The sequence below is a fragment of the Thermosynechococcus vestitus BP-1 genome, assembly GCF_000011345.1.
Lineage (GTDB): Bacteria > Cyanobacteriota > Cyanobacteriia > Thermosynechococcales > Thermosynechococcaceae > Thermosynechococcus > Thermosynechococcus vestitus.
The window spans coordinates 1,341,013-1,362,435 of sequence record NC_004113.1 but is presented as its reverse complement, the minus strand read 5'-3'; the positions used below and the strand labels follow the sequence as shown (position 1 = coordinate 1,362,435).

The following is a 21,423-nucleotide window of genomic DNA, read 5'->3' as shown; positions in this document are numbered from 1 at the left end:
CACACGCTTGTATGTTTGGATTAATTGGTCATCTGACGAGTCTGGAGCACGCCCAAGCCGTTGCCCATCAGTTGGGTTACCCCGAATATGCCGATCAAGGCTTGGAATTTTGGTGTATGGCACCGCCGCAGATCGTCGATGAGATTACGGTGACGAGCGTAACGGGCAAAACTATCTATGGCAAATACGTTGAGTCCTGCTTTTTACCAGAGATGCTGGCCAACCAGCGGGTGAAGGCAGCGACTCGCAAAGTTATTAACGCCATGGCCCATGCCCAAAAGCACAACATTGACATTACGGCCTTGGGGGGCTTCTCCTCGATCATCTTTGAGAACTTTGATCTGGAGAAAATGTCCCACATTCGCAACATTGAACTGGACTTTCGCCGCTTTACAACGGGGAATACCCATACCGCCTATATCATCTGCCAACAAATTGAGCAGGCGGCGCCCCAAGTGGGGATTGATTTGCGGCAGGCAACCGTGGCTGTTTGTGGGGCTACGGGGGATATTGGTAGTGCCGTCTGCCGTTGGTTGAATACCTGTTTAGATGTGCAAGATCTCTTACTCGTAGCACGGAATCGCGATCGCCTGCTGGAGCTACAGGCGGAATTGGGACGGGGGAAAATCCTCGACTTGATGGAGGCGCTGCCCCTTGCCGATATTGTGGTTTGGGTGGCCAGTATGCCCAAGGGAGTTGAGCTGAGCATTGAGCAGTTAAAACGCCCCTCCCTGATGATTGATGGTGGTTATCCCAAAAATATGGCCACCAAAATTCAGCACCCCCAGATTCATGTTCTCAATGGTGGCATTGTCGAGCATGCCCTCGACATTGACTGGAAAATTATGGAAATTGTGAATATGGATGTGCCCTCGCGGCAGATGTTTGCCTGTTTTGCAGAGGCTATGCTTTTAGAGTTCGAGGGCTGGCACACCAATTTCTCTTGGGGACGCAATCAAATCACTGTGGAAAAGATGCAGCAAATTGGTGAGGTCTCCCGTAAACATGGATTTCAGCCACTACTGTTGAATCCTCAGTAAAACCTAAAGGAACCCATTCGCCTATGGCAAACGAACGTCGCACGCTTCTGTTGGAGTTTGAAAAGCCCCTCGTGGAGCTAGAAGCCCAAATTCAGCAGGTGCGGGATAAGTCTTCGGAGTTTGGCGTTGATGTCTCAGAGCAAATCCGTGAATTGGAGGAGCGCGCCAAGCAACTGCGCTATGAAATTTTTAGTAAGCTGACACCGGGGCAAACCCTTCAGGTGGCTCGTCATCCGCGCCGTCCTAGCACCTTGGATTACATCCAAGCGATTAGTGAAGAGTGGATCGAACTTCATGGCGATCGCCGGGGCAGTGATGATCCGGCCATTGTCGGCGGTATCGGTCGCCTCAATGATCAACCGGTTGTGATGCTGGGGCAGCAAAAGGGTCGCGACACCAAAGATAATGTGGCTCGCAATTTTGGCATGGCCTCCCCCGGGGGCTATCGCAAAGCCCTGCGTTTGATGGAGCACGCCAATCGCTTTCAAATGCCCATCCTCACCTTTATTGATACACCGGCGGCTTGGGCGGGGGTGGATGCGGAAAAGTTTGGCCAAGGAGAAGCCATTGCCTACAATCTGCGGGAAATGTTTCGCTTTGAGGTCCCGATCATCTGTACTGTGATTGGCGAAGGCGGGTCTGGCGGTGCTTTGGCCATTGGGGTGGGCGATCGCCTGCTGATGTTTGAACACGCCGTCTATAGTGTGGCACCGCCGGAGGCCTGTGCAGCAATTCTCTGGCGCGATGCCCAAAAGGCGCCCCAAGCGGCGGAAGCGCTGAAAATCACGGCTCGCGACCTGCTGAAGCTAGGGATTATTGATGAAATTGTGCCCGAACCCGTGGGGGCTGCCCATAGCAACCCCGTAGAAGCAGCAGAAAATCTCAAGGCAGCTCTCCTGCGAAATTTGGCGGAAGTGCAAGCCCTCAGCAGTAGTGAACGGCGGGAGTTGCGCTATCAGAAGTTTCGGCGCATGGGTGTCTTTACTGAAGCGGTATGACCCAACAAGTCTTAATCACCGGAGCCAGCAGTGGCATTGGCGCAGCCACTGCAGTAGCCTTTGCCCAAGCGGGGTTTAATGTGGTGCTTCTGGGGCGATCGCCCGCGAAGCTGGCCGCTGTCCATGCCCAAGTGGTGGCCTGTGGCGTTGAAGCCCATACATTTAGCGTGGACTTTAGCAATCCTGAACCCCTGCGATCGCGCCTTGATGAGATTCTCAGTAGGGTCGGCGATGTCCATGTACTGGTGAATAACGCAGGGATGGCAAGAACCGTTCCCCTCATTGATCAACCCTTGGCGGACTGGCAGCAAATCCTCAACGTCAACCTCACCAGTGCCCTCATCTGCTCCCAAGCGGTCCTGCCGCAACTACGATCCCGCCAGTGCGGTACGATAATTAATGTTGTTTCAATTGCTGGACGCCAAGTTTTTCCCGACTGGGGCGCCTACTGTGTCTCAAAGTTTGCCCTCATGGCCTTGACCAAAACGATGGCGGCTGAAGAACGCGCCCACGGTATCCGCGTGATTGCCATCTGTCCCGGCGCCGTTGATACCCCCATTTGGGAAAGCGTAGCAGGAGACTTTGACCGCACAGGGATGCTCACTCCCGAACACATTGCTAACACCATTTTGTACACAACTCAATTGCCGCAAACGGCTTTTGTCGAAGAGCTAGTGGTCATGCCCCTCAGCGGTACCCTCTAGGCTCTTTTTGTCCTTTACTTGTCACCCTTTCTATGACAACTTTCCCTATGCCCGATTCGATCATTAACGGTAAAGCGACCACACCGGCAGTTCTGCCCGATCGCAACACCCACCAAGGCAAAGAACCGATTCCCCACCCACCCCCCCCAGAGGTTGCCAAGGAAGAAATGATGGCGGCAGTACGCACCATTCTGCTGAATGTGGGTGAGGATCCCGATCGCGAGGGGTTGCTGAAAACACCCAAGCGGGTCGCCGAAGCCATGCAATTTCTCACCAGCGGTTACAGTCAATCCCTTGAAACCCTTGTCAACGGCGCGATTTTTGATGAAGGCCACGATGAAATGGTCTTGGTGCGCGACATTAACTTCTTTAGCCTCTGTGAGCATCACATGTTGCCTTTCATTGGCAAAGCCCATGTGGCCTATATTCCCAACCAGCGAGTGATTGGCCTCAGTAAATTGGCCCGGGTTGTGGAAATGTATGCGCGGCGGCTGCAAGTGCAGGAACGCCTGACCCGTCAAGTGGCTGAAGCCATTGAAACAGTTCTCGATCCGAAGGGCGTGGCTGTGGTTATGGAAGCAACCCACATGTGCATGGTGATGCGCGGTGTCCAAAAACCTGGCTCTTGGACAGTGACCAGTTCGATGCTGGGGGTTTTCCGTGAAGATCAAAAGACCCGCGAAGAGTTTCTCAACTTGATTCGCCATCAGCCAAATTTCTAGGAAGCAGTCCTGGGGGGGCGATCGCCCCCTTAGTGATACTTAAGAACTTGGGCTAGGATGGGTAAGCAGTGAGATCCTTAGGGGCGGATTGTGGAAAGATTTCACTTGTCTCAGTCTGAACATCGCCAATCCCCTCAAAGGCAACCCCCATCCCTGAGTGTGGCAGTTGCCTACCTACTGTGGTCCTTGAGCTTCATCGGCCTTTGTGGCCTGCAACGCTTTTATGTCGGGCAGCCACTCGTAGGTCTGTTGTACCTAGTCACCTTCGGCGTTTGTGGTGTGGCTCAATTCATTGACCTGTTTCTGATTCCAGGGCTGGTGGATCGCCACAAAACCTATCTGCGGGGACGCTATCTAACAGCAGAGAAGGAACCTAACCTCGGCCCTGCCCCCGCGACGCCGATACACCGTTTACTGCAAGTCGCAAAAGAACATGGGGGCGTTCTCTCAGCAGCCCAAGTCGCCCTCTATACCCATCTGGATCCCCAAACCGTGGAGGAATTACTCTTTGAGGCTCAGCGACTCGGCTATGCCACAGTATTCAATGATCCGGAGACGGGGGCCGTGCGCTATCGCTTTGATGTCTAGTTCATGCTGCCCTTAGAGCCATTTCAACCCATTGGAGCGATCGCCACCACTGCCCAAGGACTGGCTCAACTCCAGCGCCTTGGTGATGCAGGCATTCCCCTCAGCATTTGGGTCTCGCCCCAGTTAGGGTCTGCCCACCCGCAGGTACCAGCCTACGAGCGTCCTCTGGCAGCCCATTTACAGAAACACTGGTGCCACTACCGCGCTTGGATCTTTGCCTTGGCCTGCGGTGCAGTGGTGCGGTTAATCTCACCCCTGTTGACCCACAAAAGCCAAGATCCGGCGGTTTGCGTTCTTGCTGAGGATGGCCAATGGATCGTGAGTTTGCTGGGGGGGCATGGGGCAGGGGGCGATCGCCTCTGTCAAATCCTCAGTGCTACCATTGGCGCAACACCGATTCTCACGGGGGCAAGTGGCAGCCAAGGCTACTTTGCCGTCGATACTTGGGGAACAGCCTTGGGGTGGCAACGGGGGGCAGGAGACTGGAATGCGATCGCCAGCCAACAGGCCCAGGGAAAAGCGGTGCAGGTGTATCAAACCTGCGGTAGCTCTTTGTGGCGCACAGGTCTTAGTTCAGACCAGCCCCTTGAGTGGGTCAGTACCCCACCCCTAGAAAATGCGGTGTGGATTACTGAAAAAGTGTTACCCGCCTCTGTGACCTCAGGTGTCGCTTGGCATCCACGGGTTCTGTGGCTAGGCATTGGCTGTGAACGGGGAACCTCAGCAGCCTTGATCCAGCAGGCCATTGATCAGACCCTTGCCCAAGGGGGACTCAGCCCCCTCGCGATCGCCGGCCTTGCCAGTATTGATCGCAAAGCCGATGAAGTGGGGTTGTGTCAAGTGGCTAAGGCCCACGATTGGCCAAGCCGCTGGTTTTCCGCACAAGAATTGGCGCCTGTTACAGTACCTACCCCCTCAGCCATCGTGGCTGCAGAGATGGGAACGCCCAGTGTGGCTGAAGCCGCAGCAGTGTTGGCCAGCGGGGGAGGGCGTTTAATTGTTCCTAAGCAGATTTACCGTCAAGAGGGGGAGCGGGGGGCAGTGACGATCGCCATTGCCCAATCTGAACGGGAATGGATTCCCCGCCAGGGCTCCCTGAGCCTCATTGGCACCGGTCCGGGATCCTTGGATCAACTCACCCTCGCGGCACGCTCTGCCCTTTTGGCCGCTGATATTCTCGTGGGCTATACCCTTTACCTCGAATTGCTCGCTCCCCTACGGCGACCGGGACAAATGGTAGCGGCCTATGCCATTACCCAAGAGCGACAACGAGCCGAAGCGGCGATTGAACTAGCCCAGTGGGGACTCAATGTGGCGGTGGTTTCTTCCGGTGACTGTGGTATCTATGGCATGGCAGGTCTGGTACTAGAGCTATTGGCAGCAGCGGACATCACCGATTTACCGGTAGAGGTGTTTCCAGGGGTGAGTGCTGTGAATGCTGCTGCGGCTCGCTTGGGGGCACCCCTGATGCACGATTTTTGCGCCATTAGCCTCAGCGATCGATTGACCCCTTGGCCAGTCATTAAGAAACGCCTGCAGGCGGCAGCAGAAGCAGATTTTGTTACCGCCCTTTACAATCCCCGTTCCCGCGATCGCCAGCAACAATTAGTGGACGCCAAAGCTATTTTCTTAGAATATCGTTCACCGCAGACACCAGTGGCAATTGTTCGGGCCGCCTATCGCCCTGAGGAGCATATCACCCTCACCACCCTTGGGGCATTTGAACCCGCAACAGTGGATATGTTCAGCTTAGTGTTGATTGGCAACGCTAGCACCCGCCGCTTTCAGGATTGGCTGATTACCCCCCGTGGCTATCTGGGCAAGGAACCCTAAAGCAAGCCTACCTGACCGAGGAAATTAAAACAAGCCCAGTTGACGATACTGAGCGCGATCGAGCCAAAAAAGGCACTCCAAAAACCATTGCGGAGGGTAAATCCATCCACAAAGGCAGCGGCAAGGGCAAAAATGGCTGCATTAATCATCAGGGCAACTAAGCCAAACGTAAGAAAAATAAAGGGGAACGTTACAAACTTGAGCACTGCGCCAAGGGTGGCATTGAGCAGACCAAAGACAATCGCCGACCACAGAGCTGTTGAGAACTTGTCAATTTCTACCCCCAAAAATGAGAGGCGAGACACAATAAATAAGCTAATACTGGTCACAATCCAAGTAATGAGTAACCCCCACATAGGCAGCTCCTAATAATTTGCATTTATATATTGATATATATTGATCTAGAGATAACAATCTAGAGAACAATCAAGAAAAAGGGGACTACCGGTACGCCAAAGGTCACACTGAACCAGTAGCTGAACAGACTGAGGAGAAGGCTCAGGAACAGCGAGAGGCACAGTGACCACAGCAGATAGGAGGCGAACTCGTACATCCCTTGCCAAAAGGAATCAAAGGGCACGTCTAGCACATATCCATTGGCAGACAACCGTACAGGGGCTTGAGACATTGCACGATCCTCTAGCAGCATTGGTTTTATTTTAGGCCAGGGATGAGAACGTAACATTTTGAGACATCAATTTTTGTAAATTATGTGGGTTTAGAATCTGGGGCGATAATAGAAATAGAGCGCGAGGCACTGAGGTGGGCATGGGACAAGGTTGGCAAGTGGGGCGTGTCTTTGGCATTCCCCTGTATATTGATCGGTCGTGGTTTCTGGTGATTCTGCTGTTTACCTTTCTCAATGGCAGTGACTGGCAGGACACCTACCCGCAGTGGAGAGCACTGGTATGGCCAATGGGATTTGGGGTTTCCCTGCTGTTGTTTGCCTCAGTATTACTCCATGAATTGGGGCATAGTCTAGTGGCGCGCTCCCAAGGAATTACAGTACGCTCAATTACCCTCTTTCTCTTTGGTGGTGTGGCAGCCATTGAACGGGAATCCAATACCCCTGGTCAAGCCTTTCAGGTGGCGATCGCGGGGCCTTTGGTGAGTTTTGCCCTTTTTGTCCTGTTGCAGGGGGTAGCCGTCCTACTGCCGGGGGATTATCCCCTCCATGAACTGTTGCTCTATCTAGCGAATATCAACTTTGTCTTAGGGGTTTTTAACCTTTTACCTGGACTTCCCCTCGATGGTGGCCAAGTGCTCAAAGCAGCCGTTTGGAAATTCACAGGCAATCGCTTTCAGGGGATGCGCTGGGCAGCGCGATCGGGACAATTGTTGGGCTGGTTGGCCATTAGTTTTGGGCTATTTGTAACACTCCTTGGCAGTGGCAATGGCCTGTGGTTGGGTCTGTTGGGGTGGTTTGCCCTGCAAAATGCCACCCTCTACAATCGCCTCAGCCAACTCCAAGAAGCATTGGTGACCCTGACGGCGGCGGAGGCCATGACACGGGATTTTCGAGTGATTGAGGGAACTGTGTCGCTGCGGGAGTTTGCCGATCGCTATCTCCTACTGAGCGATCGCCAGCCCACAGGCTATTTTGTCGCCACCGATGGCCGCTATTGCGGCTATTTAGATTCCCAAGCCCTGAACCATGTGGAGCGCAGCCGTTGGGAAGTAACGCCAGTTGCAGAATTAGCCGTACCCTTGCGGGCGATCGCCACCGTCAAAGAATCAGACTCCCTCGCCAAGACGATTTGCACCCTAGAGGAACAACAACAACGCTTTATTACTGTTTTAACCCCTGCAGATGCCGTAGCGGGAGTGATTGATCGCGGTGATATTCTAGTGGCTTTGGCCAAACGGTTGCACTGGCAATTGGGGAAACAGGATATTCAACGCCTCAAACAAGAAAGGCACTATCCCCCAGAACTGCAATTATTGGAACTGGCAAAAACAGCCCTGCAATTTGAGGGACCGATGGCGCAATAGCAGTTACTTTACCAATCCGCTAGTTTGTTTGAGCAGCCAACAATCGAGATAGAGAAAAGGTGTAGCCTTGACTGTAGCTGCCTGTCCTAACGCGCCCTGGAGGACTCGAACCCCCGACATCCGGTTTTGGAGACCGACGTTCTACCAACTGAACTAAGGACGCAAGCCTGTTTACAGGGGGCGATCAAACCGTGGCTTGATCCGCGAAGCTTTACCCATACGATCGCGCAGGTAGTAGAGCTTGGCCCGACGGACTTTACCCCGCTGAATTACTTTTATACTATCAATTCGTGGCGAATGCAGCAAAAAGACTCGCTCAACGCCCACCCCTTGGAAGACACGACGCACGGTAATGGTGCGGTTAATGCCCGTGTTGCGCATAGCGATTACATCCCCTTCATAGGGCTGGACGCGCTCTTTATCGCCTTCTTTAATTTTGACGCCAACCCGAACGCGATCGCCCACATAAATCACGGGCAAGTCAGTCTTCATTTGCTCCGCTTCGATCGAGCGAATAATGTCTTGGGCGTTCATGACAGTTCCTTAACTCGCAATCTCTTAGCATACCTTAAGCATTTAGCCTTGTCTAGGCCATTTATTTCTTGTTTTGCACATCAGCGAGGGTGTATCCCAAGCTCAGCAGCAGCCGCCGCAGTAGGGGCAAGCTTAAGCCAATCACATTACTAGGGGTGCCGACAATTTTCTCGACAAAGGCACCCCCTTGGCCATCGAGGGCAAAGCAGCCAGCACAGGCAAGGGGTTCGCCAGAGGCCACATAGGCGGCAATTTCAGCATCACTCACCTGCGCAAAAACCACTTGGGTGGACTCCACCTCAACACAGGTGCGCCCCTGGGCCAAATCAATCAAAGCATGGCCTGTCAGCAGGTCTGCCGTTTGACCGCGCATTTGTTGCCAGCGGGCGATCGCCATCTCTGGCGAGGCCGGTTTACCGTAAATTTCTCCGCCAAGCACCAGCACAGAATCACAGCCCAAAATTAAGGCGGGGGCTGAATAACTCTGAGCTACCGTTTCTGCTTTACACCGTGCCAGTAACCGCACCAGTTCTGTTGGCGTTGCTGCTTGAATAACCGACTCATCAAAGTGACTGGGCTGAATAATTGGATCAATGCCAATTTGTTGCAGCAATTGGCGGCGTGCCGGGGAGGCAGAGGCAAGAACAAAGGGCACCATAGCGCTGTGTTTGAGGTAACCAGTCTTTATGATCTCATATTGAAACTATTAAACCTGCATGAGGTGTCCGATTGAGGGTTTATTATCTTAGGTGTTGCGTCTGGAGTCAGATAAATGATGAGTGCGGCCTACACCTACACTCCCCCCGGCGGCCTACCCCAGGATGCATCGTTACCCGATCACTTTTTGGCCTACAAAAGACTCCAGTCGCTGCCGGAAATGTGGCCCCTATTGGCGCAACGCCATGGGGATGTGGTGGCTCTTGATGCGCCCTACGAAGACCCTCCGACCCGCATCACCTACAGTGAACTCTATCAACGCATTCAACGCTTTGCCGCTGGCCTACAAGCGCTGGGTGTCGCTGCCGGCGATCGCGTGGCCCTGTTTCCTGACAATAGCCCCCGCTGGCTCATTGCCGATCAAGGCAGTATGATGGCGGGTGCCATTAATGTAGTGCGCAGTGGTACCGCCGATGCTCAAGAACTGCTCTACATTTTGCGCGACAGTGGAGCCACCCTGCTGCTCATCGAAAACCTAGCTACCCTTGGCAAACTGCAAGAGCCTCTGGTGGATACAGGAGTCAAAACAGTGGTGCTCCTGAGTGGAGAATCCCCTGAATTGGCAGGTTTTCCCCTGCGGCTTTTGAACTTTGGTCAAGTGTTTACGGAAGGACAATATGGCACAGTGCGGGCGGTGGCCATTACCCCCGATAACTTGGCAACCCTAATGTACACCTCCGGTACCACGGGTCAACCCAAGGGCGTGATGGTTACCCACGGAGGGCTACTGAGTCAAATTGTCAATCTCTGGGCAATTGTGCAACCGCAGGTGGGCGATCGCGTCCTCAGTATTTTGCCTATTTGGCACGCCTACGAACGGGTGGCCGAGTACTTTCTCTTTGCCTGTGGCTGTAGCCAAACCTATACCAACCTCCGCCACTTCAAGAATGACCTGAAACGCTGTAAGCCCCACTACATGATTGCCGTCCCCCGTATCTGGGAAAGCTTTTACGAAGGGGTGCAAAAGCAACTGCGGGATAGTCCGGCTACAAAGCGGCGTCTTGCTCAGTTTTTCCTCAGTGTTGGCCAGCAATATATACTGCAACGGCGACTGCTGACGGGCCTGAGCCTGACCAACCCCCATCCCAGGGGCTGGCAGAAATGGCTGGCTCGAGTGCAAACCCTCCTCCTCAAGCCCCTCTACGAACTGGGGGAGAAGCGGCTTTATAGCAAAATTCGTGAAGCCACCGGCGGTGAGATTAAACAGGTAATTAGTGGTGGCGGTGCTCTTGCTCCCCATTTGGACACCTTCTATGAAGTCATTAACCTAGAAGTTTTGGTGGGCTACGGTCTCACTGAAACGGCCGTAGTGCTAACCGCTCGCCGCTCTTGGGCGAATTTACGGGGATCCGCTGGCCGTCCAATTCCCGATACCGCCATTAAAATTGTCGATCCAGAAACTAAAGCCCCCCTTGAGTTTGGCCAAAAAGGACTGGTGATGGCCAAGGGGCCGCAGGTGATGCGCGGCTACTACAACCAACCAGAGGCCACGGCTAAGGTGCTCGATGCTGAGGGGTGGTTTGACACTGGCGATTTGGGCTACCTCACCCCCAATGGAGATCTAGTGCTGACGGGACGGCAAAAGGACACCATTGTTCTCAGCAACGGTGAAAATATTGAACCGCAACCCATCGAGGATGCCTGTGTCCGCAGCCCCTATATTGACCAAATTATGCTGGTGGGTCAAGACCAAAAGGCTCTTGGTGCCCTCATTGTGCCCAATTTAGAGGCACTGGAGGCGTGGGTAGTTGCCAAGGGGTACCGACTGGAGTTGCCAAACCGACCGGCACAAGCGGGCAGCGGTGAGGTGGTGACCCTGGAGAGCAAAGTCATTATTGATCTCTATCGCCAAGAACTGCTGCGGGAAGTGCAAAATCGCCCCGGCTATCGCCCGGATGATCGCATTGCCACGTTTCGCTTTGTCCTCGAACCCTTTACGATAGAGAATGGTCTTTTGACCCAAACCCTAAAAATTCGCCGTCATGTCGTGAGCGATCGCTACCGCGATATGATTAACGCCATGTTTGAGTAATCTTCATGACAGACCCTATGGATACTAAACTGCTCCTGCGGCGCCAAATTATGGTGAAAGCCATCGTCACTCCCGAGTGGAAAGACGATGCCCAAAGGCAGCTTCAGGCACAACTCAATCAAGTGGATGCCCAAATTCAGCAGTTGGATCTGCAAGTGCAGCAAGTGATTGACGAACTGCGCAAAAGTAATGAAGCAGCGGATGTGGTCAATGCCCGTATTCAAGACGTTCAAGGGCAAGCCAACAACCAAAAGGCACAACTCCTACAGCAAAAAAATCTCATTCTTCAGCAATTGGATCAGGTGCAACGCCTGCAAATGGGTCAGGAAGTGGATCAAGGTCAGGTAGATAATTTCTTCTATGTCACCAAAGGGGACAACCTGATTCAAAAGATGCAGGTGGAAATTCTCCTGCGCAATGGCGTCATCGAAGAAATTCGCGGCACGCTCTAGGTTTTACGCTTTATTGTTTGTGAACTTGAGATTTAACTCCCTTTCGATTGCCAACTAAGGATAGCAGCCTCTATGATTCGTGAACTGTTCATGCCCGCCCTCAGCTCCACCATGACCGAAGGCAAAATTGTCTCTTGGCTGAAATCTCCCGGGGATAAGGTGACCAAAGGGGAAACGGTGCTGATTGTGGAATCCGACAAGGCCGATATGGATGTGGAGTCCTTCTACGACGGCTATTTGGCGGTGATTACCGTACCTGCTGGCGAAGTGGCACCCGTCGGCTCCACCATTGGCCTTGTGGCAGAAACAGAAGCAGAAATTGCGGAGGCGGAGGCAAAGGCCAAGTCCCTTGGGACGGCTACCAGTTCTGGGCCAGCTCCGGCCTCAACTTCGACTGTGGCCACCAGTAATGGCTCAGGAACGGCTCCTGTAGCAGCGGCTCCTGCCGCCAGTGCTGCTGTACCGGCTGGGCGAGTGATGGCCTCCCCCCGTGCCCGCAAGTTGGCCAAGGAACACAAAATTGATTTGAAGACCCTCAAGGGAACTGGCCCCAATGGTCGGATTACAGCCGCCGATGTGGAAGCTTTGATTGGGGCACCTGCAACCCCTGTGCCACCCGTGGCAACGTCCCCTGCGCCTATCCCCACGGCACCCCCTGCTACTGCGGCGGTGGTCGCTAAGGAGGATTTGGTGCCCCTGACAACGCTGCAAAATGCGGTTGTGCGCAATATGGTGGCCAGCCTTGGCATTCCCGATTTCCATGTTGCCTACACGATTACAACCGATGCCTTGGATCGGCTGTATCAGCAAATTAAGTCCAAAGGGGTGACCATGACGGCGCTCCTTGCCAAGGCGATCGCCCTGACATTGCAAAAACACCCAATTATGAATGCCTACTACACAGAGCAGGGGATTCAATACCGTCGTGATATTAACATCGCTGTTGCTGTGGCGATGCCGGGGGGGGGTCTGATTACACCGGTGCTGAAGAACGCCGATCAAATTGACCTCTACAGCCTCTCCCGTACTTGGAAAGACTTGGTGGAACGGGCGCGCGCTAAGCAACTGCAACCCGATGAGTACAGCACAGGCACCTTTAGCCTCTCGAACCTCGGCATGTTTGGAGTTGACTTCTTTGATGCCATTCTCACGCCCGGCCAAGGGGCCATTATGGCGGTGGGGGCATCGCGGCCGACGGTGGTTGCTACGGAGGATGGCCTGCTCGGGGTAAAACGGCAGATGAAAGTGAATATCACCTGTGATCACCGGGTGATCTATGGTGCGGATGCAGCCGCTTTCCTTCAGGATTTGGCGAAACTGATTGAAACCAATCCTCAAGCCCTGACGCTCTAAACAGTGACTGCCCTGCTGGAAATCAGAGATCTTCATTTTGGCTATGGGAGAACCCCCTCACTTCTGCGAGGGATTAATCTGAGGGTGACGGGGGGCGATCGCCTTGGCATCATTGGTGACAATGGTTCTGGCAAAACCACACTCCTCCTTCTCTGTGCGGCTGTTCTCAAGCCACAGCGGGGAACGATTACCTGCTTGGGGCAGTCAGTGGTGGCGGGACAGTTTCAACCGGCAGTGGGCGTCGTGCTGCAGCATCCAGCGGATCAGTTAATTGGGACGACTGTGGCTGAGGATGTTGCCTTTGGCCCTGAGAACTTAGGTTGTTCAGCCCTAGAAGTGCAGCAGCGAGTGCATCAAGCCTTGGCGATGACTGGAACTTTGCATTTGGCCAATCGCCTGCCCCATCAACTGTCGGGGGGAGAACAACGCATGGTGGCGATCGCGGGCATTTTGGCCATGCAGCCCAAGCTCATCCTCTACGATGAACCCACTGCCTTTTTAGACCAACGGAGTTGCCGCACCTTGATGGAGTTTCTCCAAACCAATGCCACTCCCGGTCTAGTGGTCAGCCATGACCTTGCGTTTTTACGCGCCGTCTGTACGCAGATTTTTCTCCTTGAGTCAGGACATCTGTGTCCCCTAGGGCTGTAGCCTATGCTGCGTCGTCGCCTTTGGTTGTTGTTCATTCTCTTCTGTTGGAGTTTGTGCTGGACAATTTGGCCTGTACAAGCACAAAACCCAAGGTGCATTCGTGGGGTTTGGCTGACCAAGAATGATTTCCCAATCCTGCGCGATCGCCCGCGGCTGGTGGCAGTCCTCAATGATCTACAGCGACTGAACTTCAACACCCTTTACCCCGTTGTCTGGAACTCCGGCTATGTCAGTTTCCCCAGTACTACCGCCAAGAATCTGGGAATTCAGCCCTTTGTGCTGCGGGGAATCCAAGACTACGATATTCTTGCCGAACTCACCCAGCAGGCCCACTGCCGTCATCTCTTAGTCATTCCCTGGTTTGAATTTGGCTTTATGGTGCCAGAGACCTCAGAACTTGCCCTTGCTCATCCGGAGTGGCTCACCCAGGCTATCGATGGTCAGACCACTCGCTTAACGGCGGCTGGGGAAGTGGCTTGGATGAATCCCTTTCATCCACAAGTACAAGAATTTCTCACCAATATTGTCCTTGAGGTCCTGCGGCAATATCCGGTGGATGGTGTGCAGTTTGATGATCATCTCAGTCTGCCCGTGGAGTTTGGCTACGACGACTACACCCGTGCCCTCTATGAGCAGGAAACCCAAAAGCCCGTTCCCGACAATCCCCGTGACCCGGACTGGATGCGCTGGCGTGCTGACAAACTCACTGCCTTTGTGCAAACGCTGCGGCAGCGGGTAAAGCAGGCATTTCCCAAGGCCATTTTTTCCCTCTCACCGACCACATTGCCAACCGCCTACCAAACATTTCTCCAAGACTGGCCGCAGTGGGTTGCCCTTGGACTCGTTGATGAAGTAATTGTGCAAGTCTATCGCTACAATCTCTCCAGCTTTGTGCAGCAGTTGATGCAGCCGGAGATCCTCCAGGCCCAAGCGAAAGTTCCCACTGCCGTTGGTGTCCTCACGGGGCTGCGTACCAACCCTGTACCCATTGAACTGGTGGATGCCAAGGTGGCGGCTGCCCTGCAAGCTGGGTTAGGAGTGTCCTTTTTCTCCCTTGAAACCCTGTGGCAACGGGGACCGGAGCCCCGCGATCGCCGCCAGAATACAATCCTCTTTCATTTTCGCCAGCCACTGCCACGGCGGCTCTTTAGCCAAGCTTGTCCAAGAATCTAGAGCTTGCTGCCACACTCTGGACAAAAGCGATGGGTTGAAATCGTCTTGGCTCCACAATTGGCACAGTAGACCAGTTCAGCAGCCTTTTCAAGAACCTTGGCTTCCGGCAGACCGAGCATTTGAGAGTTAGGCTTGCCGGGGGCAACCATTGGGTAGCAGTTTTCATCGCGGGTGACATGGGCATCCAGCAGTACTGGCCCATCGTAGGCCAAAACCTCTTGGACAATGGCATCCAAATCCTGGCGATCGCTCACCCGTAGCCCCTTAACCCCATAGGCCTCCGCCAATTTCACAAAATCGGGCATTCCCTCGGCCATATTGGAATGGGAATACCGCTCCTCATAAAAGGCCTGCTGCCACTGCCGCACCATTCCCTGCCAGAAGTTGTTAATAATGACAGTCTTGACAGCAATACCGTACTGAGCCAGTGTAGCCAGCTCTTGGGAATTCATCTGGAAACTGGCATCGCCACTAATACAAATCACCTGTTGATCCGGCAAAGCTACTTTGACCCCCATGGCCGCAGGCATACCAAAGCCCATTGTGCCCAAGCCCGCACTGGAGATCCAACGCCGAGGGCCATTTTTCAGGAATTGTGCTGCCCACATCTGGTGCTGACCCACATCAGTGGTGTAATAGGCATCGGGGGCGTGACGGCCAAAAGCGACAATCACCTCCTGCGGTGAGAGTTCACCACTGGGTTGGGGCACAATGAGGGGATAATCCTGCTTCCAGATAGTAATCCGCTCTAACCAGGCTTGGGTCTGAGGTTCAACCGCTTGACCACTGTCTTCAATGTGCTTGAGGAGCTGCTGCAGCACTGGTTTAACGCTGCCCACAATCGGCACATCAGGGACACGGTTTTTGCCCACCTCAGCAGGATCAATGTCAATGTGAATGACCTTAGCGCGGGAGGCAAACTCGTCCAGCTTACCGGTGACGCGATCGTCAAAGCGCGCCCCCACCGCAATCAGGAGATCGCATTCACTGACGGCAAAGTTGGCATAGGCGGTGCCATGCATCCCCAACATACCCACAGAGAGGGGATGGGATTCAGGAAAAGCCCCCTTCCCCATGAGTGTTGTGGTCACTGGAATCTGGAAGAGCTCGGCTAACTTGAGGACCTCCTCGTGAGCACCCGCTGTAATTGCCCCGCCCCCCACATAAAGCAACGGTCGCTTGGCCTCACGAATCAATTGGACCGCTTGGGCAATTTGACGGGCATTGCCGCGAATCGTGGGGCGATAGCCCCGCAGCTTCACCTGCCCCGGCTCGACCGGCTCATACTCACAGACCTCTAACCCCACATCCTTGGGAATATCCACAAGCACGGGTCCCGGTCGACCAGTGGTGGCAATGTAGATCGCCTCAGCAATGATCCGTGCCATGTCCTTAGCTGCACGCACCACGTAGGAGTGTTTAACAATGGGCAGCGTAATGCCAAAAATATCGGTTTCTTGAAAGGCATCGGTGCCAATGGCAGAGCGAGGTACCTGACCCGTGATCACCAGCAGTGGAATTGAATCCATGTGGGCTGTGGCAATGCCTGTAACTAAGTTTGTTGCCCCTGGTCCGGAAGTCGCAAAACACACCCCCACCTGACCTGTGGCACGGGCGTAGCCGTCAGCAGCATGGGCTGCCCCCTGTTCGTGGCGCACCAGAATGTGCTGAATGATGCCCTTGGACTCAGCACGGTAAAGTTCATCATAAATCGGTAAAATGGCCCCACCAGGATATCCAAAAATATGCTTAACACCGTGACGGCATAGGGTATCAATCAGAATGTATGCTCCAGTTGCTTGCACAGGCCAACCTCGTCAGGCAGTGGTGGTAGATATTTCTAAATTCTAATTTTTCAATTAGGGTCTCGGCAAGAGCGCAAAGGCTTGAAAGCATTGAATTCTTGGCCTTAAACTCCTCAATGCTTAACATATCTTTGCAATTAGTAGCTGCCTTGCTTTGCTGCAGGAACGAGGTTGATTTAGTTAGGCAAAATGCGCATTAAAGTTTGGCCATACTCAATTGGTTCAGCATTTTGCACCAGAATTTCCACCACTTGGCCATTGACTTCGGCTTCAATTTCGTTCATCAGCTTCATGGCTTCAATGATGCAAACCACTTGGCCTTTTTTGACTGTGTCACCCACTTCAACAAAGGGGGGTTCATCGGGAGCGGGGGCACGATAAAAGGTTCCGACCATTGGCGCCACAATATCTACGGTTTTGCGATTGGCAGGGGGTGGCGTTGGTTCCGGATCGGGGCTAAGGGCTGGAGGGGGCGCAGGGGTGGGCGTGACCGTGGATGCCGGAGCTGGAGCCACAACCACAGGGGCGCTGCCACTGATCTGCTCACGCTTGCGGAGTTGAAGTTCCAGTTCGCCACTTTTGAGGTTGAGTTCGGTGACGCTGGTTTGGTCAAACATTAATAGCAGTTCGCGTACTTGGTTGAGGTCAAGCTCCACACCCATTACTCCTATTCGCGGCCAAGATACGTATCTGAGCGAGTGTCAATGCGAATCCGCTCGCCGACGGAGATAAACAACGGTACCATGACTTGGGCACCCGTTTCGACAATGGCGGGTTTTGAGCCACCGGTGGCGGTATCTCCTTTAACTCCTGGATCGGTTTGCACCACTTCTAAAACAACGGAGTTGGGTAGCTCCACCTCAAGGACTTGCTCACCCCATTTGACGATATTGACCTCCATGCCTTCCTTAAGATACTTGGCGCGATCGCCCACTTGTGCGGGCGTGAGGCGAGCTTCCTCATAGCTTTCCATGTCCATAAAGACATAGTCTTCGCCATCTTTGTAGGTATGCTGCATGGTGCGTTTTTCAAGGGTGGCTTGGGGAACGGTCTCGCCGGCGCGGAAGGTGCGCTCAATCACGTTGCCTGTTTGCACATTCTTTAACTTTGTCCGTACAAAGGCGGAACCCTTACCGGGTTTGACGTGCAAAAACTCGACGACTCGCCAGACGGCACCATCCAGCTCAATACTTACACCGGGGCGAAAATCATTACTGGAAATCATGTCCTACCGTGCAGTTCACCAAGCTATTATTGTATCCTTGAGCGCTGCCGCTCCTAACACTGTTGAGCAGATTTCCCTAGAGGGGGATCCATTGGCACCCCTGGGAATTCCCAAAGGGCGATCGCTCCTGTAAATGCTACACTGAAAATCAACGTGAATGATAGGCCAAGGACAGTAACAATGGCTGCAACCCTGGAATTGAGTCAAGAAAACGTCGAAAAAGTCCTTGATGAACTCCGCCCCTATTTGATGGCCGATGGCGGCAATGTCGAACTCGTGGAAATTGAAGGGCCGGTGGTACGGCTGCGTTTACAGGGGGCTTGTGGTGCTTGCCCCAGCTCAACCATGACGCTGCGCATGGGCATTGAGCGCAAGTTAAAGGAATCCATTCCAGAGATTGCTGAAGTCCAGCAGGTTCTCTAAGTTACCGGCTGCTGGGGAGAGAGAGGGAGTGGCGATCGCAATCCAGTTAACCCCAGATCAAATTGATCGTCTGGACTTATCTCCCCTAGAACACGTGCTTGCCCCGCTGATTGCACAGCAGCAGCTTCTCGCTCATCATCAAGCGCTGCGTTTTACGATTAATTATCCGCGGCCAGTGGATGAGCCTGATTTAGAACTTTCGGAATTAGCACCGGTGCGCCTTTGGTTTATTCGTGCCGATGTGTGCTATCCCTGGCTACCCTACTTACTGGATTGGTCAGCCGGTGAACTGGTGCGTTATGGGGCGATGCTGGTGCCCCACGAATTTCATCCGCAGCAGGGGATTATCTTCAACCCCCAAGCCCTTGATATTTTTGTGATGGCCAAGGTGTTTACCCTTTGGCAATGGCTACAGAGACAGGGCTATCCTGCTGTTGAAAAAATTAAAGGCATGGCGGCGATGTTTGGCTATGAGCTCGATAGCGAGCTCTTTACGCTCCTTCAATAAGTGATGGGGCAAGCAGTCACCGCCCTAGGCATTGATTTTGGAACCTCGGGGGCGCGGGCGATCGCCATCGATCCTGAGGGCAATGTTCTGGCCACTGCCCGTCGGCCGCTGCACCAGCCGGATCGACCCCAAGAATGGGCAGCCACATTGCGGGCGTTGATTTTAGAAATGCCAAGCGCTATCCGTCGGCAAATTCGGCGGATTGCAATTGATGGGACCTCGAGCACCGTTTTCCTCTGTGATGCTCAGGGGCAGCCCTCCTCACCCGTCCTTTTGTACAACGACGATCGCGCCCAAGATCATCTTCAACGGTTGCGGCAGATTGTAGCCGCAGATCACCTTGTCCTTAGTGCCACCAGTAGTCTGGTCAAGTTGTTGTGGCTCCAGACCCACTATGCCACTGCCAATGTCGTTTTCCTACACCAAGCTGACTGGCTAGCCTTCTTACTTCACGGTCAACTGGGGATTTCCGACTGGCACAATGCCCTGAAGTTGGGCTATGACCCAGCAAAGGAAGCCTACCCCGACTGGTTCAGCCACCCCATACTTGCACCCTTGCAGCCCCTGCTGCCCCAGGTCGTTCCCCCGGGGACGGTTGTGGGAGAGGTGACAGCCACTGATTTAGGCTTGTCTCCAGAGTGTCAGGTGTGTGCGGGGACGACCGATAGCATTGCCGCCTTCTTGGCTAGTGGTGCCTCTGAGGTGGGTGAAGCGGTGACCTCCTTGGGCTCAACCCTTGTGCTGAAGCTTTTGAGTACCTCTAGGGTAGAGGATTTGACAGCAGGCATCTATAGTCATCGCTTGGGCGATCGCTGGCTAGTGGGGGGCGCGTCCAACTGCGGTGCGGCAATTTTAGCCCAGTTTTTTACCCCAGAGGAACTCGAACGCCTCAGTGTCCAAATAGATGTCAGTCAACCCACGGGTTTAGACTACTATCCCCTCCTCAAGCGGGGTGAGCGCTTTCCCATCAATGATCCTCACCTAGAGCCGCGCCTAGAACCCCGGCCCAACGACCCTCGCCTCTTTTTGCAGGGACTCCTTGAAAGTCTCAGTCGCATTGAAGCCCAAGGCTATGCCCAATTGCAGCGTTTGGGGGCCTCACCGCTGAAACAGGTCTGGACAGCGGGCGGGGGTGCCCGTAATCCAGCATGGTTAGCGCTGCGCCAGCAATACCTAGGGGTTCCGGTGGCCATTTCACCCCACACTGAGGCCGCCTATGGAACAGCGCGTCTGGCCCAACTCAACGGGGGTACAACTGCTCCTGAATTTCCAACTTCAGCCGATTGAGGATATGGCGCTGATCCAGTTGACTGAGGATTTGCTGAACAACCGTTTTTGGCCCTGCAGTCCCCCAGCCTGCACCGTTGGCAAAATAGGTTTTGGCCACTTGTCCCATCGTGTAGGAGGAAAAGCCCGCTATCCCCGCCTGGGTCATCGCCACCGATAAATAAGGGCCAAGGGCAATGCCACCGCTCATTGGCGTCGCCAATCCTAAAAGTCCCTTGAGGGAACTCAGTCCCAAATTAACGGCAAATTCCCCTAAACTAATGCTGCCCATGGCAAGGGCAATCGTTTGGAGCAGTTCTTTGGCCCCTGCTTCTGTGAGTTCAATGTCGTAGAGGCGCGAGAGCAGTTGAATCGTCGTCAAGTCAATGACCGCACTGCTGACCATATCGAGAACGGTGACTGGGTTGAGGGCGATCGCCAGCGCCTTAGCAACAGCCCCTTTCCAAATCAGTTGGTTGGCCTCCTGATCCCGCAGTTCCAGCTTGTAGCGGGCCAATTCTTCACTCACTCGATTGGCAAAGAGCATTGAATTGAGAGCAATCAGAGCTTTCCCTTCCCGCCCTAGGACCTCCAAGATTTTCCGTTTGAGGGATTCCACTTGGGGAGGACCGACCGTCATTTTCACCTGTACCCGTCCTTGGCTATCCCGCTGCACCTGGGGCACAAGGGGTGCTGCCGCCACCATGACAATTTCTTCGGGGGAGAGGAGTTCCTTGACGCGCTCATCGCGGATTTTGGCATAGATGGCCGCGCGATCGGCCTCTGGATACTGATCCACCTTGTTAAAGACCAGAATCATTGGCTTGCCGGCTTGCCGCAACTCGCTAAGGGCTTGGTATTCAAGACGGGTCAAGTCCCCGGCAATGACAAAGAGGATCAAATCCGCTTGGGCAGCCACCTGCCGTGCCAGTTGCTCGCGGGCGGCACCATTGACTTCATCTAACCCCGGTGTATCAATCAGGCGAATGGGATTGCCCCGCTGGGCCTCAGAGATTTGCCAAAGGGCACTGGCTTCCTCTTGGGTAACGCCATGAATGGGTCCAGTGGCAAAGTAGGGTTCCCCGAGCAGCGCATTGAGCAGGGAGGACTTTCCCCGCCCCACCATGCCAAAGACAGCAATTTGCACCACCCCATGGTGGAGCTTGTCGAGCATGGCTTCGAGGTCGGCGATCGCCCGCCGGAGGGAGGCTTTTCCGGTGCCCGTGGCTTTGCACTCCCACAGCAATTTTTCCAGAGCAGTCTTGGCTGCTTCATAGCTAAGGGCGCTTTGGTAGTCCTCAAGGTCATCAATGGTCCCTTGAAGCTCCGTCAGGAGAGAATGCGCGGGCGATCGCTCTATCACAGACGCAATACTGACATTACAAAGACGTTACAGATATTTGCCTT

At 54.0% G+C, this 21,423-nt stretch carries 24 protein-coding genes and 1 tRNA gene; 16 read left to right on the top strand and 9 right to left on the bottom strand.

The window, feature by feature from the left end:
• Window positions 1-11: 11 nt before the first annotated feature.
• The 6 genes from TLL_RS06655 to cobJ all read left to right on the top strand — a co-directional run bounded on the left by TLL_RS06655 (window position 12) and on the right by cobJ (window position 5,885).
• On the top strand, window positions 12-1,040 hold the full coding sequence (locus TLL_RS06655; RefSeq protein WP_011057152.1) for a long-chain acyl-[acyl-carrier-protein] reductase: 1,029 nt from the start codon (window positions 12-14) through the stop codon (window positions 1,038-1,040).
• Window positions 1,041-1,063: 23 nt separating this feature from the next.
• The gene (locus tag TLL_RS06650; protein ID WP_011057151.1) at window positions 1,064-2,038 is read left to right on the top strand and encodes an acetyl-CoA carboxylase carboxyltransferase subunit alpha; all 975 of its coding nucleotides are present in this window, start codon (window positions 1,064-1,066) and stop codon (window positions 2,036-2,038) included.
• Window positions 2,035-2,742 (top strand): SDR family oxidoreductase, encoded by a 708-nt coding sequence (locus TLL_RS06645; protein ID WP_011057150.1) that lies wholly within the window; start codon window positions 2,035-2,037, stop codon window positions 2,740-2,742. Before TLL_RS06650 ends, TLL_RS06645 begins: the two co-directional genes overlap by 4 nt.
• A 47-nt stretch (window positions 2,743-2,789) precedes the next feature.
• Complete coding sequence (folE, locus tag TLL_RS06640) at window positions 2,790-3,464, top strand: GTP cyclohydrolase I FolE (protein ID WP_231833739.1); 675 nt, start codon at window positions 2,790-2,792, stop codon at window positions 3,462-3,464.
• Between the two features lie 105 nt (window positions 3,465-3,569).
• Entirely contained in the window at window positions 3,570-4,052 is a 483-nt protein-coding gene (locus tag TLL_RS06635) for a TM2 domain-containing protein (RefSeq protein ID WP_231833738.1), read from the top strand.
• Between the two features lie 3 nt (window positions 4,053-4,055).
• Complete coding sequence (gene cobJ / locus TLL_RS06630) at window positions 4,056-5,885, top strand: precorrin-3B C(17)-methyltransferase (protein ID WP_011057147.1); 1,830 nt, start codon at window positions 4,056-4,058, stop codon at window positions 5,883-5,885.
• Here cobJ and TLL_RS06625 read toward each other — a convergent pair.
• Both TLL_RS06625 and TLL_RS06620 read right to left on the bottom strand, forming a co-directional pair.
• Window positions 5,882-6,241: a phage holin family protein gene (locus TLL_RS06625; protein WP_011057146.1), complete on the bottom strand. Its 360-nt coding sequence runs from the start codon at window positions 6,239-6,241 to the stop codon at window positions 5,882-5,884. The two genes, cobJ and TLL_RS06625, sit on opposite strands and share 4 nt — an antisense overlap.
• A gap of 59 nt (window positions 6,242-6,300) precedes the next feature.
• On the bottom strand, window positions 6,301-6,513 hold the full coding sequence (locus TLL_RS06620; RefSeq protein ID WP_164920849.1) for a hypothetical protein: 213 nt from the start codon (window positions 6,511-6,513) through the stop codon (window positions 6,301-6,303).
• Between the two features lie 140 nt (window positions 6,514-6,653).
• Here TLL_RS06620 and TLL_RS06615 point away from each other — a divergent pair, with 140 nt between their 5' ends.
• Entirely contained in the window at window positions 6,654-7,877 is a 1,224-nt protein-coding gene (locus TLL_RS06615) for a site-2 protease family protein (protein ID WP_164920848.1), read from the top strand.
• Window positions 7,878-7,967: 90 nt separating this feature from the next.
• Here the strand turns inward: TLL_RS06615 and TLL_RS06610 are convergent.
• From TLL_RS06610 to TLL_RS06600, 3 genes are all read right to left on the bottom strand, one after another.
• Window positions 7,968-8,040, bottom strand: a tRNA-Trp gene (locus TLL_RS06610).
• An 8-nt stretch (window positions 8,041-8,048) separates the two neighbouring features.
• Window positions 8,049-8,411, bottom strand: coding sequence for a 50S ribosomal protein L19 (gene rplS / locus TLL_RS06605; RefSeq protein WP_011057143.1), 363 nt, complete (start codon window positions 8,409-8,411; stop codon window positions 8,049-8,051).
• Between the two features lie 61 nt (window positions 8,412-8,472).
• Window positions 8,473-9,069, bottom strand: coding sequence for a nucleoside triphosphate pyrophosphatase (locus TLL_RS06600; protein ID WP_011057142.1), 597 nt, complete (start codon window positions 9,067-9,069; stop codon window positions 8,473-8,475).
• A gap of 114 nt (window positions 9,070-9,183) precedes the next feature.
• Here TLL_RS06600 and TLL_RS06595 point away from each other — a divergent pair, with 114 nt between their 5' ends.
• The 5 genes from TLL_RS06595 (at window position 9,184) to TLL_RS06575 (ending at window position 14,789) form a co-directional block, all read left to right on the top strand.
• Window positions 9,184-11,160 carry an AMP-binding protein gene (locus TLL_RS06595; RefSeq protein ID WP_011057141.1) on the top strand — a complete coding sequence of 659 codons (1,977 nt, stop codon included), beginning with the start codon at window positions 9,184-9,186 and terminating at the stop codon, window positions 11,158-11,160.
• 5 nt (window positions 11,161-11,165) lie between these two features.
• The gene (locus tag TLL_RS06590) at window positions 11,166-11,612 is read left to right on the top strand and encodes a YlqD family protein (protein WP_011057140.1); all 447 of its coding nucleotides are present in this window, start codon (window positions 11,166-11,168) and stop codon (window positions 11,610-11,612) included.
• Window positions 11,613-11,684: 72 nt separating this feature from the next.
• Window positions 11,685-12,965, top strand: a complete 1,281-nt coding sequence (locus tag TLL_RS06585; protein WP_011057139.1) for a dihydrolipoamide acetyltransferase family protein — start codon at window positions 11,685-11,687, stop codon at window positions 12,963-12,965.
• A 3-nt stretch (window positions 12,966-12,968) separates the two neighbouring features.
• Entirely contained in the window at window positions 12,969-13,616 is a 648-nt protein-coding gene (locus TLL_RS06580; protein WP_011057138.1) for an energy-coupling factor ABC transporter ATP-binding protein, read from the top strand.
• A 3-nt stretch (window positions 13,617-13,619) separates the two neighbouring features.
• Window positions 13,620-14,789 carry a glycoside hydrolase family 10 protein gene (locus TLL_RS06575; RefSeq protein ID WP_011057137.1) on the top strand — a complete coding sequence of 390 codons (1,170 nt, stop codon included), beginning with the start codon at window positions 13,620-13,622 and terminating at the stop codon, window positions 14,787-14,789.
• Here TLL_RS06575 and ilvB read toward each other — a convergent pair.
• From ilvB to efp, 3 genes are all read right to left on the bottom strand, one after another.
• Complete coding sequence (gene ilvB / locus TLL_RS06570; protein WP_011057136.1) at window positions 14,786-16,594, bottom strand: biosynthetic-type acetolactate synthase large subunit; 1,809 nt, start codon at window positions 16,592-16,594, stop codon at window positions 14,786-14,788. The genes TLL_RS06575 and ilvB overlap by 4 nt on opposite strands.
• 176 nt (window positions 16,595-16,770) lie before the next feature.
• Complete coding sequence (accB, locus tag TLL_RS06565) at window positions 16,771-17,256, bottom strand: acetyl-CoA carboxylase biotin carboxyl carrier protein (RefSeq protein WP_011057135.1); 486 nt, start codon at window positions 17,254-17,256, stop codon at window positions 16,771-16,773.
• A 5-nt stretch (window positions 17,257-17,261) separates the two neighbouring features.
• Window positions 17,262-17,819, bottom strand: coding sequence for an elongation factor P (gene efp, locus TLL_RS06560; RefSeq protein WP_011057134.1), 558 nt, complete (start codon window positions 17,817-17,819; stop codon window positions 17,262-17,264).
• On the opposite strand from efp, the gene TLL_RS13060 reads away from it, so the two are divergent.
• From TLL_RS13060 to TLL_RS06545, 4 genes are read left to right on the top strand one after another with little or no spacing between them, the layout of a single operon-like run.
• Window positions 17,818-17,952: a hypothetical protein gene (locus TLL_RS13060; RefSeq protein ID WP_269441361.1), complete on the top strand. Its 135-nt coding sequence runs from the start codon at window positions 17,818-17,820 to the stop codon at window positions 17,950-17,952. The genes efp and TLL_RS13060 overlap by 2 nt on opposite strands.
• Before the next feature lie 47 nt (window positions 17,953-17,999).
• Entirely contained in the window at window positions 18,000-18,242 is a 243-nt protein-coding gene (locus TLL_RS06555) for a NifU family protein (protein ID WP_164920847.1), read from the top strand.
• A 28-nt stretch (window positions 18,243-18,270) separates the two neighbouring features.
• Complete coding sequence (locus tag TLL_RS06550) at window positions 18,271-18,750, top strand: CRR6 family NdhI maturation factor (protein ID WP_011057132.1); 480 nt, start codon at window positions 18,271-18,273, stop codon at window positions 18,748-18,750.
• A gap of 3 nt (window positions 18,751-18,753) precedes the next feature.
• Entirely contained in the window at window positions 18,754-20,037 is a 1,284-nt protein-coding gene (locus TLL_RS06545) for an FGGY-family carbohydrate kinase (RefSeq protein ID WP_164920846.1), read from the top strand.
• Here TLL_RS06545 and TLL_RS06540 read toward each other — a convergent pair.
• Complete coding sequence (locus TLL_RS06540) at window positions 19,991-21,379, bottom strand: DUF697 domain-containing protein (protein WP_011057130.1); 1,389 nt, start codon at window positions 21,377-21,379, stop codon at window positions 19,991-19,993. The two genes, TLL_RS06545 and TLL_RS06540, sit on opposite strands and share 47 nt — an antisense overlap.
• Between the last annotated feature and the right edge of the window lie 44 nt (window positions 21,380-21,423).